The 16,107-nt window shown below is 64.4% G+C and carries 14 protein-coding genes; 9 read left to right on the top strand and 5 right to left on the bottom strand.

The annotated features are described in order from the left end of the window. Positions 1-92: 92 nt before the first annotated feature. Positions 93-1,388 (bottom strand): PucR family transcriptional regulator, encoded by a 1,296-nt coding sequence (locus NA5_RS22550; protein WP_062989208.1) that lies wholly within the window; start codon positions 1,386-1,388, stop codon positions 93-95. A gap of 220 nt (positions 1,389-1,608) precedes the next feature. Between NA5_RS22550 and glnA the strand changes: the two genes are divergently transcribed. Further along, the gene (gene glnA / locus NA5_RS22545; protein WP_062989250.1) at positions 1,609-3,042 is read left to right on the top strand and encodes a type I glutamate--ammonia ligase; all 1,434 of its coding nucleotides are present in this window, start codon (positions 1,609-1,611) and stop codon (positions 3,040-3,042) included. Position 3,043: 1 nt separating this feature from the next. Here the strand turns inward: glnA and NA5_RS22540 are convergent, their stop codons facing one another. Beyond that, a complete protein-coding gene (locus tag NA5_RS22540; RefSeq protein ID WP_062989206.1) occupies positions 3,044-3,820 on the bottom strand; it encodes an AraC family transcriptional regulator in 777 nt (258 codons plus the stop codon). A gap of 45 nt (positions 3,821-3,865) precedes the next feature. Between NA5_RS22540 and NA5_RS22535 the strand changes: the two genes are divergently transcribed. The 7 genes from NA5_RS22535 to NA5_RS22505 all read left to right on the top strand — a co-directional run bounded on the left by NA5_RS22535 (position 3,866) and on the right by NA5_RS22505 (position 9,985). Next, entirely contained in the window at positions 3,866-4,738 is an 873-nt protein-coding gene (locus NA5_RS22535; RefSeq protein WP_062989204.1) for an alpha/beta fold hydrolase, read from the top strand. Between the two features lie 295 nt (positions 4,739-5,033). Continuing rightward, positions 5,034-5,750 (top strand): hypothetical protein, encoded by a 717-nt coding sequence (locus NA5_RS22530; protein WP_062989202.1) that lies wholly within the window; start codon positions 5,034-5,036, stop codon positions 5,748-5,750. Positions 5,751-5,764: 14 nt separating this feature from the next. Continuing rightward, positions 5,765-6,199 carry a hypothetical protein gene (locus NA5_RS22525; protein WP_062989200.1) on the top strand — a complete coding sequence of 145 codons (435 nt, stop codon included), beginning with the start codon at positions 5,765-5,767 and terminating at the stop codon, positions 6,197-6,199. Positions 6,200-6,495: 296 nt separating this feature from the next. Next, complete coding sequence (locus NA5_RS22520) at positions 6,496-7,374, top strand: cyclopropane mycolic acid synthase family methyltransferase (RefSeq protein ID WP_062989197.1); 879 nt, start codon at positions 6,496-6,498, stop codon at positions 7,372-7,374. Positions 7,375-7,376: 2 nt separating this feature from the next. Continuing rightward, complete coding sequence (locus NA5_RS22515; protein ID WP_062989195.1) at positions 7,377-8,537, top strand: hypothetical protein; 1,161 nt, start codon at positions 7,377-7,379, stop codon at positions 8,535-8,537. Then, the gene (locus NA5_RS22510) at positions 8,485-8,679 is read left to right on the top strand and encodes a hypothetical protein (RefSeq protein ID WP_062989193.1); all 195 of its coding nucleotides are present in this window, start codon (positions 8,485-8,487) and stop codon (positions 8,677-8,679) included. The genes NA5_RS22515 and NA5_RS22510 overlap by 53 nt, the downstream gene beginning before the upstream one ends. Continuing rightward, entirely contained in the window at positions 8,669-9,985 is a 1,317-nt protein-coding gene (locus NA5_RS22505) for a cytochrome P450 (RefSeq protein ID WP_062989191.1), read from the top strand. Before NA5_RS22510 ends, NA5_RS22505 begins: the two co-directional genes overlap by 11 nt. A gap of 27 nt (positions 9,986-10,012) precedes the next feature. On the opposite strand, the gene NA5_RS22500 is transcribed toward NA5_RS22505, so the two are convergent. Both NA5_RS22500 and NA5_RS22495 read right to left on the bottom strand, forming a co-directional pair. Next, on the bottom strand, positions 10,013-10,756 hold the full coding sequence (locus NA5_RS22500; protein ID WP_157110572.1) for an SDR family NAD(P)-dependent oxidoreductase: 744 nt from the start codon (positions 10,754-10,756) through the stop codon (positions 10,013-10,015). 163 nt (positions 10,757-10,919) lie between these two features. Then, positions 10,920-11,723 (bottom strand): LLM class flavin-dependent oxidoreductase, encoded by an 804-nt coding sequence (locus NA5_RS22495; RefSeq protein ID WP_062989187.1) that lies wholly within the window; start codon positions 11,721-11,723, stop codon positions 10,920-10,922. A 450-nt stretch (positions 11,724-12,173) separates the two neighbouring features. Here NA5_RS22495 and NA5_RS22490 point away from each other — a divergent pair, with 450 nt between their 5' ends. Further along, positions 12,174-13,385, top strand: coding sequence for a cytochrome P450 family protein (locus NA5_RS22490; protein WP_062989185.1), 1,212 nt, complete (start codon positions 12,174-12,176; stop codon positions 13,383-13,385). Positions 13,386-13,487: 102 nt separating this feature from the next. Here NA5_RS22490 and NA5_RS22485 read toward each other — a convergent pair whose 3' ends face one another. Further along, the gene (locus NA5_RS22485) at positions 13,488-15,695 is read right to left on the bottom strand and encodes a linalool dehydratase/isomerase domain-containing protein (RefSeq protein WP_062989183.1); all 2,208 of its coding nucleotides are present in this window, start codon (positions 15,693-15,695) and stop codon (positions 13,488-13,490) included. Between the last annotated feature and the right edge of the window lie 412 nt (positions 15,696-16,107).

Raw genomic sequence — 16,107 nt, 5'->3', positions numbered from 1 at the left:
GCCGAATCGTTCAAATCATTCCGGGCACTGTCGACCAGGCTTGCCCATATGACCACAGACCAATGATGGCCAGCGGGTCGACAGCGACGCGGTCAGGGTGCGAAGGCGGCGGATTCGAGACGGCGGGCGAGTCGGGCCGCGGACAGGGTCATGGCATCGGCAGGACGATGCGGGTCGAGGCCGGTGAGTTCGTGTACGCGGGACAGGCGATAGGTGACCGTATTTCGATGCACGTTGAGCTGGCGCGCCGTCGCCAATTGGTTGAAACCGCTGTCGACGAACACCTCGAGGGTTTCCGCGAGCATCGGCTGCGTATCGAGAGGCGCGAGTACCGAGGCCAGTCCGGGCCGCGCCGCATCGCTGACCCCCACCGTGTATTCGAATTGCAAATCCGTTCTGCGACACAGAATTTCGCGGCGTGTCAGGCACCGGCCCAGTTCGGCCAGCACCCGCGCCTCGGCGAAGATCGTCGGGATCTCCGTCCTGCTCGTCGCCGCACCGACACCGATCCAGTAGGGCGGCGCCTGGTCGGGTTGCTGTGCCGGTAGTCGCGCGGTGAGACCGGTGATCGCGGCCGCACCATCGTCGCCGGGTTGCAGCGGGATCAATGCGGTCCACCCGCCCGCGTCCAGTCGCAGGAAGACGCCCGCAATCGCCTCGACCCGGTGCCGCAGCGCCGATGGGTGCCCGCCGCGGGTGCCGCACAGGCGAAATACCGCGACGAGGAACGCGTCCGTGACCGGAATGACCGGATCATTGGCCCACTCCACCGGATCGCGCCCGGTGAGCAGCGCGTCGGCGATGCCGCGACGACGTTCCAGCAGTTCCCAGCGCGGATCGTGGGAGCGCTGGGTGGCCGCGCCCGCGATGCGGGTCATGACCAGCGTGATGTACTTCAGCAGTACCAGCGAGGCGTCGAGCAGCAGCTCCTGCTCGGCGGCGGTGGCCGATTCGCGCAGCCGCTCCCAGAGGAAGGCCGAGCCGAGCCGATATCGGTCCAGCACCTCGGGCAGTGGCGTGCCGTCGCGGAGGCGGTCCATGGCCAGCTCGACGAGCTCTCTGGTGTCCTCTTCGGAGGGGTCGGTACCGCGGCGCAGATATTCGAAGAACAGGTCGACATTGAGTTTCGTGCCGCGCGCGAAATCGGTTTCCACCAGTGACTGCGGTATCCGCGTGTACGGCGGCAGGCTCCGGTAGAAGCCGTCGACCAGCGATGCGGCTCTTCGGTGCAGATCTTCGACGACCCGGGTCCGCGTTGGCGTCACCCGGGAGAGTTTGCCATTGGCGGCGGCCGCACCTTGCTCGATTGCGGCCAAGACCTCCGGATTCTTCGCGAATTCGGCGATCGTGGTCACGGTGCGCCGGTTGCGCCGCGCGAAGGTGCGCACTCTTCATGGTGCGCAGCGCGACCATGTCCGGATACGTCGGGTTCTCGCCCGGATTCGGGTCCGCCATTGATGTCGAAGTCGTATCGTGAGACTCGGCGAGCGGAAGCTGCCGTGACTCCATCGGCGGGGTCCGGTGGTCAGGGGACGGTCGCCTCGCCAGCCGCGGATAGACCTGCGCCGCGAAAGCGAGGAGCAAGCCGTGTTGGACGAGCGCGCAGCCTTGACTGCCACCACCGACGGAATTCTGGAATACATCTGCGCCGAGGAAGTCGAATACGTCGACATTCGATTCTGCGACGTCCCCGGTGTGCAACAACACTTTTCGATACCGGCCGTCGCATTCGGCGCGGATCTGGTCGACAACGGGATTGCCTTCGACGGCTCGTCGGTGCGCGGATTCCAGTCGATCCACGAATCGGATATGTTGCTGCTCCCGGATCTGCGCACCGCGAAGTTGGACCCCTTCCGCGCCGCGAAAACGCTGAATCTGAACTGTTTCGTGCACGATCCGCATACACACGAGGCCTATAGCCGCGATCCGCGCAATATCGCGCGCAAGGCCGAGGAGTATCTGAAGAGCACCGGCATCGCCGATACCGCCTACTTCGGACCGGAGGCGGAGTTCTACATTTTCGAGGCGGTGCGCTACGACACCACGATGAACGGCGCCTTCTACGAGGTGGACTCGTCCTCCGCCGACTGGAACACCGGTGTCAAATACAATCCGGACGGCACGATCAACCGCGGGTACAAGGTGCGTCCGAAGGGCGGCTATTTCCCGGTGGCGCCGTACGACGCCGACGTCGATGTGCGCGATCGGATGTGCACGAATCTGCAGAACGCCGGGTTCGAATTGGAGAAGGGCCATCACGAGGTCGGTACGGCGGGCCAAGCCGAGATCAACTACAAATTCAATACCCTGCTGGCCGCCGCCGACGACCTGCAGCTGTACAAGTACATCATCAAGAACACCGCGTGGGCCGAGGGCAAGACCGTCACCTTCATGCCCAAACCATTGTTCGGGGATAACGGCTCCGGTATGCACGTGCACCAGTCCCTGTGGTTGAACGGCACACCGCTGTTCTACGACGAATCCGGATACGCGGGACTGTCCGATCTGGCCCGGCACTATATCGGGGGACTGTTACTGCACGCGTCATCGTTGCTGGCATTCACCAATCCGACCGTGAACTCGTACAAGCGCCTGGTTCCCGGCTTCGAGGCCCCGGTCAATCTCGTCTACAGTCAGCGCAATCGCTCAGCGGCCGTGCGCATTCCGGTCACCGGCGCGAATCCGAAGGCCAAGCGTCTGGAATTCCGCTGCCCCGATTCCTCGGGTAATCCGTACCTGGCCTTCGCCGCCATGATGATGGCCGGTCTGGATGGCATTCGCCGCAAGATCGAACCGCCCGTCCCGATCGACAAGGACCTGTACGAACTCACCCCGGAGGAGTCCGCCGAGGTCACCCAGACCCCACCGAGCCTCGAAAGCGTGATCGACCGCCTGGAAGCCGATAACGACTACCTGACCGAAGGCAATGTCTTCACCGACGATCTACTCGAAACCTGGATCCGGCTCAAGCGCGATACCGAGATCTCCGAAATCAATGTCCGCCCGCATCCTTACGAATTCGAGCTCTATTTCGACGTATAGGTCAATCGATGTGGAGTTCGCCATTGATGGTGAGGAATGCGGTGGGGGTGAGACCGAACATGGCGCGGAAGGTATCGCTGAAATGTGAAGGGGACGCGAAGCCCGCGTCGACGGCGGCCCGGGTGAGGTCGTGGCCCGCGGCATAGGCCCTGCCGACGCGCAGCATCCGCGCCCATTGCACGTAACGGCGGAAACTGGTGCCGGTCTGTTCGGCGAAGGTGCGCAGGAAGTAGGAGGTCGATAGCCCTGCGGCGCTTGCCTTTTCGGCGGCGCGCTGCTGCTTGGTCGGGTCGGCGCGGATGGCCGTGGCGACGGCGGCGATGCGCGGATCGCGAATGGTCGGCACCGGGATGCTGGCGAGTTCGAGGAGACGGTCGATATCAGGCGCCGGGTCGGCGCACATCGCGATCAACTGTTCCTCGTTGCGGTGCTCGGCGCTGTATCCGTTGACGGTGCGGCGCATACCGCCGAGGCAGCGAGCCATATTTTCCGACGTCGGATCGAAGAAGCAGAAGAGCTTGGGCACATCGGTGTCCAGGATGTGGTGCGTGACCCGCGCGCGAAACAGGAAGCTGCGGGCGGTGATATCCGGCGCATCGGCGACCCGAACCCGGAACGGGCCGTCGAGTCCGACCCCGAGACCGGCGATCGCGGTGGAGTGCGCGCCGAGGGGCATCCCGGGCCCGATATAGACCGCGTGTCCGAGGCGCAGCCAGAGCCGGGCGGAGGCCACCGCCGTTTCGGGAGCGCACGTTTCTGGAAGTGCCGACCGCGCCATATCCGCGACGATACAGAAATTCGCAGGACAGACGGGAGATCAGGGATGAAGCTGGATGGGCAGGCGGAATCGACCTTCGAGCTGCGGGAGGTGACGGTCGACGGCGCGCGGTTGCGCTATGTCGATGTCGGGCAGGGTGATCCGCTGGTACTGCTGCACGGCTGGCCGGAGAGCCATGCCGCATGGCGGCACCAGATCGGGCCGCTCGCGCTATCGCGGCGGGTCATCGCACCGGACTGGCTCGGGTGGGGTGCTTCCGATCGGGATATGGCGCTGAGTTGTGACTACGACAGTGAGGTCGAGCGGATCGGCCGCATGTTGGATGCGCTCGGCCTGGAGCGCGTCGATATGGCGTGTCACGACTACGGCGGGTTCCTCGGATTGGGGTTTGTGCAGCGTCATCCGGAGCGGGTGCGCCGCTTCGCGATCCTGAATTCGCGGGCCCAGGGCATTTTCACACCGCCGTACTACGTGCTGTTCGGCCTGCTGACCGTGCTGGCACGAATCGCACCGCTGCGCCCGCTGATCACCGCGCGGGCCATCCGGTGGGTGCATCGCGTCGGTCTCGCGCCGTACGTGCGCAACGGATCCTTCGACAGCGAACAGCTGCGCCGATACCTCGCCGTACTGGACACGGCGGCGGGTCGCCGCTGGAACGCGCACTTCTGGTCGGGCTATCGCGTCCGGATCCGCCCGGAATTGGCTGCCGGACTGGGGTCCATCAGCTGCCCGACAACCGTCATCTGGGGCGACCGCGACCCGGCCATTCCGTTCCGCACCGCCCAGGAACTGGCCGCGGGAATCCCCTACGCCACGCTGGTCCGCATCGACGGCGGCAATCACTTCATCATGGAAGAACGCCCCGACGAGGTCACCGCGGCGTTGCGCGCGTGGCTGCTGCGCCCGGCCAGTGAATAGTCGAGCGACGAAAATTGTTATCTGAGCCGCGGGCCAGCAGAAACGCCGACGCTGCCAGCTCGTGGTCGCGGTCAGGCAACCCGTCGGTGAGACGCGCAGTCGCGCCGCTGTCGGCGTTCGCGATCATCTGGGGAGTTACCGATGTATCGCACCTACCTATGACGCGATGATCTCCATGGAACACGGCGTGGTGGGCTTCTAATGCGCCATACATGAGGGAACAGTCGGGGGAAGAATGAACGACAGGCCGCCTGGGGCAACGACCGTATTGCCAGGCGTACCACTGCATTCCACCGTGTCGACCGCGTTGCGGGCTGCGGGCGGACGGGCGGCCACGGGACCGGTGGACACGAGGGAGCTGCTGGTCGCGTTGATGCGTGCCGACGCCCCCGTGGCATGGCATCGCATCTGGCTCCATGTCGGAGACGCCGATGCCGTGACGGGCAAGGTAGTCGTCGATCCCAACACCTGCGGCGAACAGAGCTGGGAGGACATCCAGCTGACGCAGACGTGCTCGGTGGCTCTCGATGTCGCTTGGCGCTTGACGTGTCGGTACAACATGTGGCCGCTACCGGTGGGAATTCTGGCAATCGGTCTGGTCGCCGATGATTCCAGCGCTGCGGCACAGGCCTTGCGCGACGGCGGACTGTCACGCGAGGAGTTGCTCGACTTGCTGCAGTCGGACATCCTCGGCGTGCCGTTGATCGGACTGGACACGATCCTGCCGACTGTATCGGCCGAGTCGCATGCGGCACATGCGGCTCGGAGCGGGCCACCGGCCGGGCCGCCGCCCAGCGCCCCGATGATCGCGCCCACCGACGTAGACCCCGAATACTGGCGCCGGAGAAGGCAAGTGGATATCGCGGTACTCGTCGCCGCGGTGTTGATGATCGTCGTGTTATCGGTGGCATACGCGATCAGGCACGATCGGGGATCCCACCGGTCATCGGGCATGCAGACCTCGACGTCCGTTCCGGCAGCGAAATTCGACCTTTTACAACCCATGGATTGAAAGGACAAATTCACATGGTCGCACGCAGAACAGTTCGAGGGTTTGTCGTCGCATCATCGGCCGCAGCGGCCATCATCGCCGTCCCTGCGCTCGCCGAGGCGACCATCATTCCGCCCAGCAGTGCAACCCTGACCATCGCGGGCGACACGGTCACCGCGACATTGCGCCAGATCAGTACCGATCTCGCCGACGGCACCGTGCAATGCACTCTGATGATAGACGGTGACCCACAGCAGAATTCGCTGTCCGCGCGCGAGGCCGCCCCAGCGGATTTCACGCTCAATCGAGCTGTGACCACGGGCGACCATCTCGCCATCACCTACTGCGCCGACTTCCCCGCTGGCTCCGATACGCCCAGCTCGTACCCAACGCTGGCCTGCGCCAAAGTCACCCTTCCCGCCGGAACAGTCGAATCCCTGCCGAACGACCGCTGCTTCCTGACCAACTGACGACCACCGCACATCGACCCGAAACCCTTTCCGGACGAAGGGGTTTCGGGCCGTCGAAGCACCGACTCTGGGCGTCACCATTCTAAATCGCCCGCCGGGCGGTCATCCCACTGAACTGGACAGCGCGCGCAAAGTGGTCGCCAGCGAAAACGTAACTTCGCGATATTTCATGTAGTGCGATTATCACCTAGGGATCATCGAATGCATCGGTATCTGATCGGTAGATAATAGGTACCCTACCGAATTCTCGACAATGGGAACCCGGTTCATGAATTTGTGGCATTAGGCTGCTGTGCGTGAACATCACAACACCGTCCTACGCCGACGTGCAGGCACATTACGATCTCTCCGATGATTTCTTTGCCCTGTTCCTGGATGAGTCCCGCACGTACAGCTGCGCATATTTCGAAAGTGACAGCTATACGCTGGAGCAGGCCCAGGCGGCAAAGATCGACCTTGCGTTGGGGAAACTCGATCTGCGCCCGGGAATGAAACTGCTCGATATCGGATGCGGGTGGGGCTCACTGATGGCGCGTGCCCAGGATCACTTCAGCGTTGATGTAATCGGTCTCACGCTCAGCCGTAACCAGCACGAATATGTTGCCACCCAGCTCGCCCGACGCGCCGAAACCGGCGGCGAGGTCCGGTTACAGGGGTGGGAGGAGTTCGAGGGCCGAGCGGACCGCATCGTGAGCATCGGTGCCTTCGAACATTTCAGGCAGGAGCGCTACGAGGCATTTTTCGAGTTCGCTTACAACATTCTCCCGACGAGCGGACGTATGCTGCTACACACGATTGTCGTGAGCGGTCGGGACAAGCTGCACGAACGGGGTGACAGGTTGTCGCGCGACGATCTGGCATTCATGCGCTTCATCCGTGACGTGATATTTCCCGGTGGCCAGCTCCCCCTCGCAACCGGCAGCGGGCCGCTCCGGGGCGTGCGCGAATATGCGGAGAACGGCGGCTTCACGGTGGAGCGAATGCATTCTCTGCAGCAGCACTACGCCAAGACGCTGGACGAGTGGGCCAACCGGCTCGCCGATAACCGGGTTCGCGCTGTCGAACTCTGCGGTGAAGATATTTACGACACTTACATGCGGTATTTGACCGGATGTGCGAACGGATTCCGCCGCGGCATCTTCGATGTTATGCAGTTCACTTGTGTCAAGAATTGACGGTGCCCCTGACCGTCGACCGACGCCGCGATGCGGCGCGCACCACACGGAATGCCCTGCAGGCACAGCTGGATCGGTACCTTCCGGACGAGGCCTATCGCAACTACTTCCGTTGGGCGCTGTCGGCGCGTAATCCCGAGCGGGCGTTGTTCTGCCGCATCATCGCGCTGACGCAGCTCGGCAACCTGACCGCGGCCATGCTCTCGGGGCTGCCCGGCAAGGATGATTGGCACACCAGGCTGCGCTGCGCGGTGCCGGTGAACCTTTATCAGATATTCGAGGTGGTCTCGGACAATCTGGGGCTCGGGCTGGCCACCGTGCCGCCGGGCGCGGACAGCGAATTACGCGACCTGCTCCTGGATTTCAATGCCATCGCCGTCGCCGATCTGTGTCGGCCCACCGACCGGCCCGCTGCGGATCTGCTTGCCGAGCTGGCTCCTCGATGCGCGCGACTCGGCGGCGCCGAACGGAATCTGGTGCCGCATTTCCACGCCGCGGTCGCGCGCCGGTACGCGGGCGAGGGGATCGGGCCGAGCAGCGATGCCACGACCGCGGCGCTCTGGAGTGGGTTGGCCGCCAACCTCGAATCCGGCCGCGACGTCCTCGCTTCGATCGCGGGCACCCGGACCGAGGCCCTCGTTCGCGCCAGGACGGTGCAACGATATTCGGCCGTCGGGCGCACGCTCACCGCGCCCGATCTCACGCGTGCGGACCTGGTCGCCTCCGGCCGAGATGCGATCCTGGTCGTCCCGACGCTCGGATATTTCGGCGCGGTGTTCAACGAAATCTCCCTGTCGGACAGGGGATATCGCACCGCGCTGGATTCCGGCCTGCTGGAGCGGGCGTTCGATACCGCGGCGCTGCTGGTACGGCTGCAGAACGACATCGGCACGACACTATTGCGACAGTCGGCTGGTCAGCGCGCCGAGTTCGTCGCCAAGTGCCGCGCGACCTACCCGAGCGAGTCCCATGGCACGGCCATCGACCTGCTGGTCCGGGCGGCAGCGGAGCCCGAGCTGAATCGGTTCCGGAAGGATCTGCGCCACGGCGAGTTCAACATTTGCCTGTACGAGGTGCACCGCTGCCGATTCGCTGGACGAGGGGCTGGCGGTGTTTGTCGACGCACTCGACTACTATGCCGACCTCTATCGGTCGCAGAGTGAAACTCTGGCACAACGCCTTTCCGACCTCGAGGCAATTCTGTCCGATCGCCGGATCATCGAGGTGACCCGGCGATTCGTGCGCTTCCACCAAACCCTCTACTCGCACCGATACGACGATCTGGCCGGTGACTATGCGATCTGAAACGACTGAGCGCTGGGCCGACGTCCCGACCGCGCCCGGCCGGGTGCCCGTGCTCGGACACCTACCCGCTCTGGCGCGGCGGCCGCTGGTCTTCGTCCGGGAATGCGGCGCGCTCGCACCGATGACGCGGGTGTACCTGGGTCCCCTGGCGGCGTATATGGTGAGCAACCCGGATCTCGTTCGCGCGGTGATGGTTTCGGAAACATCGGCCTTCGTCAAGGGCGTGCACTACGTGAAACTCGCTGGACTTCTCGGGGATTCACTATCCACGCTCAGCGGTCCGATACACCGGGAGCGGAGACGCCTGGTGCAGGCGGCATTTCAGCACCGGCTGGTCGACCGGCAGGCCGCTATGATGCGGCACGCGACGCAGCGGCTGATCGCCGACTTGCGGCCGGGCGATCTGATCGATGCCGCTGCCGCCATGCGGTCGCTGGCACTGACTGTCGTGATGCGGGCGCTGTGCTCCATCGAACCGACGGCAACCGACGCCGCGCTGATCGAACACGACCTGCCGTTAGTGCTGCGGGGTGTTGCCTGGCGCGTGTTGCTCTCCGCGACGGGTCTGGAACGTCTTCCGCTGCCCGGCAACAAGCGATTCGACGCCGCGAACGCCAGATTGCGGGATACGGTCACCAGACTGGTCCAGGCGTACCAGAACATCGGCGCCGGTCAGGACGACCTGCTCTCGGCGCTGCTGGCCGCGCGCGATGCCGATAGCGGAATCGGTCTGACCGACGATCAGATCCGAGACGAGATGGTGAACCTGTTGTTCGCAGGCACCGAAACCACTGGTAACGCGATGTCCTGGCTCTGGCACGCGGTGGCGGCCAACCCCGAAGTCGAGTGGCAGCTGCATGCCGCCGCGGTCGTCGGGGATCCCGATTACCCCCGACGGGTGATACGGGAGACCTTGCGGTTGTATCCGCCGCCGTGGCTGGTATCCAGATATTCCGTTCGCCGCGTCCGTCTCGGCGCGCACGAAATCCCGGCAGGTGCCCATATCCTGTTCAGCCCCTATGCGATTCACCGGGAACCGGCTCACTATCCGGACCCCGAGCGTTTCGATCCGGACCGTTGGCTGCCCCAGCGGGCGGGCACGATGAACCGCGCTGCCTACCTCCCGTTCGGCACAGGCCCGCAGAACTGCATCGGGCAGCGGTTCGCGATGCTCGAGATGGTCACGGTCGTCACCACCATCGCACGGCGCTACCGACTGGTCCCGACCCATAAGACCGCCGAAAAAGCCTCCGCCACATTGATTCCCGACAAACTGCTGATGCGAGTACACCCTTGGAGCGACTGATCTTTCCGGTCATAGCAGGTGAGATTCTCAGAGGAAGCTTCCGCCGCCGTTCACCGCTACCGTCTGCCCGGTGAGGAAACCGTTGCCGATCATCATGAGGACCGCCTGACCGATCTCGTCGGGTGTGCCGATGCGGCCGACCGGCAGCCGGTCGGCGACACCCGATTCCTTCAGTGGCACAGCCATTTCCGTGTCGATGAGTCCAGGTGCGATGGCATTGACCGTGATCCCGTCGGCGGCAAGGCGCGCGGCGTAGCCGCGTGTCAGCCCTTCCAGACCGGCTTTGGACGCGTTGTAATGCACACCGATGCCGCCCGCGCCCCGAGCCGCTACGGACGAGACGTTCACAATCCGCCCCCAGCCTCGTTTCCGCATCCCGGGGATTACCGCTTGGGTGCACAGAAACGCTGACTTCAAATTGACCGCCAGCGTCTGGTCGAAGTCCTCTTCGGTGATGTCGTCCACGCCACGGATAGTGGCGATTCCGGCATTGTTCACCAGTACGTCGACAGGACCGAGCTCGGACTCGACGCGCTCGGTCATCGCATCCACCTCGGCCCGCACGGCAACATCGGCCTGCACCGCGATCGCTGCGCCTCCGGCCCGTTCGATCTCGGCGACCGTTGCGGCTGCCTCGTCCTGTCGATTGCGATAGTTGACGGCAACCGCCGCCCCAGCACCGGCCAGTGTCTGCGCGACGGCCCGACCGATGCCGCGGGATCCGCCGGTGACCAGAGCTACACGGTTGACGAGTACGTTGCGTTCGTCCATGACAGCGAACATAAGCCTTGGAGTGCGCTCTAGGTCAAGGGCCCGGAACCTGTTCGTTGTGACGGCGCGTGACGGTGGCGTTCGCCGGTCCCGGGGTCAGCGTGTGCGGTCGTAGCGCAGTTTCACGGGCCGCTCATGGCCTTGGCGGATGGGTGATCGGAGGCTAACGTCCGGCGAGTTCGGCGACGACCGGTGCGAACCGTTCGGCGAAGTCGGCGCCGAAGACGAAGTAGGAGAAGCCGATCTCCTCGCGTCGCCGCTGGATTTCCTCCACGGCTGCCGCTGGGTCGTCCGGGAGGACGGTCACCGCATCCGCAGCGCGCAGTGCGGCGGGGTCGGTGTCGGGAGGTGCCATGTGTGGTGCGACGGAGTCGCCGATTACCGGCACGGCGAGTGCGAGTTCGACATCCCCGCGGGCCCGGACATCCTCGGCAAGCCGTGTGACCTCAGCCCGGGGCTGGGCTCCCAGCGCGAAGGTGACAGTGTCCGCGACTTCGGCCGCCAGCGCCCGCGCCTTCGGTCCCTGTACGGCAATCGCGACGGGCGTATGACGATCGGGGCCGTCGAAGCCGCGCAGCTTCTCGACGGTCTCGCGCACCTGGGCCAGGCGCTCCTTCGGTGGCACGACGGGCATGCCCTTGTCGCGTAGCTCATCTTCGATTCCCGGCCTGCCGGTACCGATGCCCATCTCGAAACGGCCGTCGGTCAGTAGCGAAAGCGAATGCGACTCCCACGCCGTCAACCAGGCCGGACGCAACGGAGAAGCGTACACCCAGGTGCCCACGCGCAGGTCGGTCATGGTCGCGACGGCGGCCAGCATGGGAGCGGGCGCCGGTTGCGTGAGCGGGAAGTCGGGCACCAGAAATGTCGAGTACCCGCTGTCGGCGATGCGGCGCACGCGATCTCGCCACGTCGGCAGATCGGTTCTGAGCGGGGCAACGACCCCGAATCGAAACGGTCTCGCCATGGTTGAACTCCTGTCTTTCGGCCTATCCAGACGAATCGACGACGGATCCACCCGAAATTCATCGGTGCAACCGAAATCGTGTATGTGCTGAGTACGGTCTGGAGATCATTTCGTCATAGGTAGTTGCGGCGCATCGGTGTTTCCTGTGCGCCTTCCGGCTGGCGCAGTCGATGGCGTCCAGGCATCGCAGACACCTACGGGCTACTGATGCCTTCGATCTACCTAGACGATGATGCTTGTGCTGATCGGCTGGAGGTCGAGCAACACAAGTGCGCGTCAACGGGGAGTTGCGTCGACTCGCCCTTGCTCGCCACCTCGCCAGATCGCATGCCGCCGGGCGAGTACATGGCGGGGTGTCACCGGATTCCCGTCGACGTCCCCTTGCCGAACTCGCACGCATGCTCAACAGCCAGAAATGAAACCAGCAGTTTTTGACGCCCAGGGAGAGGGATGGTGACGGGTCCTATTCCACACCACCAATCGCCGGTCGAACCCGACGATCGACGGGTTCCGTTGTTCAGTCCGGAATTCGCCGCGGATCCACACGAATTCTACCGGCAGATGCGCCGACGCTATGGCGCGCTGGTACCTGTCTATCTAGCTCCCGGGGTGCCCGCCACCCTGGTAATCGGGTATCGCACCGCGATAAGAATCCTGCACGACCCGGAGCACTTTCCGGCCGACCCCCGGGCTTGGCAGAAAACGGTCCCGGCCGAGTGTTCGGTGCTTCCGGTCCTGGAATGGCGGCCGAATGCGTTGCGCAGCAGCGGAATCGAGCATGCGCGTTATCGACAGGCCAATACGGCGAGCATCGACGAGCTCGATCTACACGCACTGCACGCCACGGTTGAGCGCCTTGCCGCGCCGCTTATCGACAGTTTCCCCGATGCAGGCACGGTCGAATTGGTCGACGAGTACGCCTTTCCGCTCGCCTTCGCGGTCGTCAACGCAATGATCGGCTGCCCGCCCGAGATAGGGCACGAGGTGGCGGCCGGTATCGCGGCGCTGTTCGACGGTATCGACGCCGAACGGGGCAATGCGATACTTGCCGAGGCGCTTTCGCGGTTGATCGAGCTCAAGCGAGCCGAACCGGGTGACGACATCGCCACTCGATTACTCCACCATCCCAGCAAGCTCGACGATGTGGAGTTGATCCACCAGCTCGTGGTTCTCTATGGCGCGGGGATCGAGCCGCAGCAGAATCTGATCGTCAATACGTTGCTCCTGATGCTCACCGACGACCGATTCGGTGGCGACATACTGAGCGGCAGCCTGTCCACCCGCGATGCACTCGACGAAGTCTTGTTCACCGATCCGCCGATGGCGAACTTCTGCGTCACCTATCCGCGCCAGCCGGTCCTGATCGATGACGTCTGGCTTCCCGCCGATCAGCCGGTCGTGATCAGTATGGCCGGTTGCAATAACGATCCCGCGATCAGCGCTGGTGAACATACCGGCAACCGTTCGCATCTGGCGTGGAGCGCTGGACCGCACGCCTGCCCCGCCCGCACAGCCGCGTACCTGATCGCCCAAGACGCTATCGACCAACTCCTCGACGCGGTGCCCGGAATGCGACTGGCGATTCCCGCCGAGAACCTGACTTGGCGGCCCGGGCCCTTCCATCGAGCTTTGTCGGCACTCCCGGTTGTCTTTCCCAGGTAGGCAATGGGATTCGACCGCCTACTTGGTGCCACTGATGCGATGACTTGTGTGGGCCGGTCGGCCGTCGGTCATCGCATCAGTTGGCCGCAGACCCGCCTCTCGTCAGTCCGTGCGTGCGGTGATCACCACGGTTTCCCTCGATAGCACCGGACGCAACTCGATGGCGGCGCGGGCACTGAGTTCGACGGTGATTCTGGCATGTCCGGTCGCGTCGGCGGTCACCTCCGATTCCACCGCACCGTGGGCCAGATACCGGCCGCCGGGAGTGAGCTGATCCAGTAGCAGTGCGAAGCGACCCGATCCGCGACCGGGATACAGCACTGCGTCCAGCCCGTAGCCGTCCGAAACTGCCTTTGCCACAAGGACATTCGGATGAGGTAGGTCGAAGATTCGGGGCCCGGCATTCCATTGCGGTGGTCGTGGGCGCGACATCATATCGGTCAGCGCGTAGGGGCGGCCGAGTCCGCCCAGGCCGAGCATGCCGTTGGCGTGCAGGGAGGCGGCGTCGAAACTCCACACGCCTGCCTGGTTCTCGTCTTCGACGAATCTCAGCTGCTCGGTGGCCGCGCTCCAGAGTTCGGCGCACCAATCGGATTCGCCGCATTCCTGTGCGAGCAGCATTGCCGCGGCGAATGATTCGGCATTGGTCGGTGCTTGCGAGCCCCAGTCCGCGACGATCGGAGATTCGGATCCGCCTGATCCGAGCTGATGGAAACGGTCGGTGGTCAGCCACTCACGCAGCAGTATTTCCCATGCGCGCCATGCGAGATCGGGCAGCAGCGGTGCGACGAATGCCGCGACCGCCGCGGTGGTCGCGGGCCCTCGGAATGCGCGTGCGGTGAAGCCGAATCCGGAGGCGATGAATGAGACGATATCGCCGTCCGCGGCGGTGAATTCGGCTTCGAGACCGCGTTGGAAGCGGCGGGTGATATCGGCGGCATGGCCGGTTCCGGCCAGCGCGTCGAGTGTGGCGACGCCCGCCGCGCTCACCGCGTTGCAGTACGGGAAGATCAGCCCATGCTTACGGCCCCGACCCACCGGAAGTGGTTCGCACGGCCATAGGCACAGCTCGCCGCCGAAGTTTCGGATCACTATGTCGTTGATGGTTCGGTGGTCGTAGGCGAATTGTTCGGTGGGTGACCAGGAAAAGTTCAGTGAGCCAGGCGTGTCGAAGCGACGGTCACCGGTCGCCTGTCGGAACATGGCCAGCTGCAGGTTCAGGTAGCCGGTGAACATGATGTTCTGCGGCACGTCGATCGGATCCGCGCGTCGCGCTCGAAAATCCCAGTTGCCCAACAGATTCTGGTGAAACCAATATCCCCAGACCGCCTTGTCCTGCATTCGTGTGAGCACGTCGAGTTGCGCGCGGTGCAGTGGTCCGCGCAATGCGGGCGCGTGTGCGTAACCGTACATCGCCAGCGCCCAGCCGAGGGCGTTGAGCTGATAGCGGTACTGCTGCAATGGGCCTGCGCCCTCGGCGTCGAAACTGTCCCAGCTGTCGAGCGGCTGCGTGGCGATGCTCATCAGAGAGCGAAGCAATCGCAGTTGATCCGCGTCGGCTTCGGTCACCTCAGGCGTGCCCGTCCGGTGGTCGAGTGGCATCGGATTCGTCCGTGCCGGACGCCTCCGCTCGGCCAGGTAGTTTTCCCGCTCGATCCCGAGTCGACGGGCGGCGCGGTGGCGGATCTGCTCGCGTATCAATACGAAGGCCGAAAGTCCCACGGCGACAACGGGAGCACCCCACCACACCCAGGTCATCGGTCCCGGCATGTCATCGTGGACCTGCGCCAGTGCCGCGGAAGCCGCAGCGGCGCCGAGCACGATCGCGGGCAGGGTCACATGATCCGACCGCGCCACCGAGCGGAAGGCGAACGCCCAGCCCGCTGCTGCCAGGACGCCGATGAACGCGGCAATATGACCGGCCGCCACCACGATCGTCGGAATGACGACGACCGCGATGGCCAACAGTGGTGCGACCATCCCTGCGATCAGCAGGCCGCGGCCGCGCCGTACCGCCGAACCCGCGAGTGCGATCTCGGCCCAGATCACCACGGCATGACCGACGACGACCGTGATGGCGAACGAGTGGTCCAGCGGCGGCATCGCATACAGCAAACCGGCGCCCGGGATGACGAGTCCGGCTCCGAAGGCCCGCCACGCAGCGGACAGTCCGAGGGTGTGCGGAATAGCGACCGCGGCTACCCAGGCGAGCGCGGTCAGTGCGAGCGTGCGCCGCAACCATCGGGTGGTCGCGGGTCCGCGTAGGCGAATATTCGATGCGGACTCCCGAACCGGTGCGGCTGTGCTCATGACAACTCCTGTGTTGTGTGCGCCGCCGATGGCCGGGTGGGCACGAAATGTACTGTCGTATCCGAGGACTCGACAAGGTGACCGGAAAGGGCAACCTCGAGGGGGCGACGGTTCGGCTGTCGGACCGGACGACGGGCCCGAAGGGTGTGGTAGACACGCACACCGCGCGGCCCGAACACCACGAGCCCGGCGAGTAGGACACAGCACACCATGGCTCGTCGCACCTCCAATCCGCGGAACTCCAGAATCGGTGAATAAGTAGGCTGACGGCATCGGTGATCAGGTGGATACGCGCGCTTCTGTTGCGTACTGACGAAATGGAAGTTATCTAGGTAGTAGCCGCTGATAGGTAGTCGCAGAGAATCGACTACCTGCGGTGATATCCGCAATGCGGAATTCTGTGGTTTCCGCC

Source organism: Nocardia anaemiae NBRC 100462, from assembly GCF_001612725.1.
Lineage (GTDB): Bacteria > Actinomycetota > Actinomycetes > Mycobacteriales > Mycobacteriaceae > Nocardia > Nocardia anaemiae.
Note: the sequence above shows the minus strand (reverse complement) of the source record. Positions and strands in the feature narration are given on the sequence as shown.

Coding starts and splice junctions, on each gene's coding strand:
- NA5_RS22540 (WP_062989206.1), bottom strand. CDS start 3,820: ATGGCGCGGTCGGCACTTCCAGAAACGTGCGCTCCCGAAACGGCGGTG.
- NA5_RS22535 (WP_062989204.1), top strand. CDS start 3,866: ATGAAGCTGGATGGGCAGGCGGAATCGACCTTCGAGCTGCGGGAGGTG.
- NA5_RS22525 (WP_062989200.1), top strand. CDS start 5,765: ATGGTCGCACGCAGAACAGTTCGAGGGTTTGTCGTCGCATCATCGGCC.
- NA5_RS22505 (WP_062989191.1), top strand. CDS start 8,669: ATGCGATCTGAAACGACTGAGCGCTGGGCCGACGTCCCGACCGCGCCC.
- NA5_RS22500 (WP_157110572.1), bottom strand. CDS start 10,756: ATGGACGAACGCAACGTACTCGTCAACCGTGTAGCTCTGGTCACCGGC.
- NA5_RS22495 (WP_062989187.1), bottom strand. CDS start 11,723: ATGGCGAGACCGTTTCGATTCGGGGTCGTTGCCCCGCTCAGAACCGAT.
- NA5_RS22490 (WP_062989185.1), top strand. CDS start 12,174: ATGGTGACGGGTCCTATTCCACACCACCAATCGCCGGTCGAACCCGAC.
- NA5_RS22485 (WP_062989183.1), bottom strand. CDS start 15,695: ATGAGCACAGCCGCACCGGTTCGGGAGTCCGCATCGAATATTCGCCTA.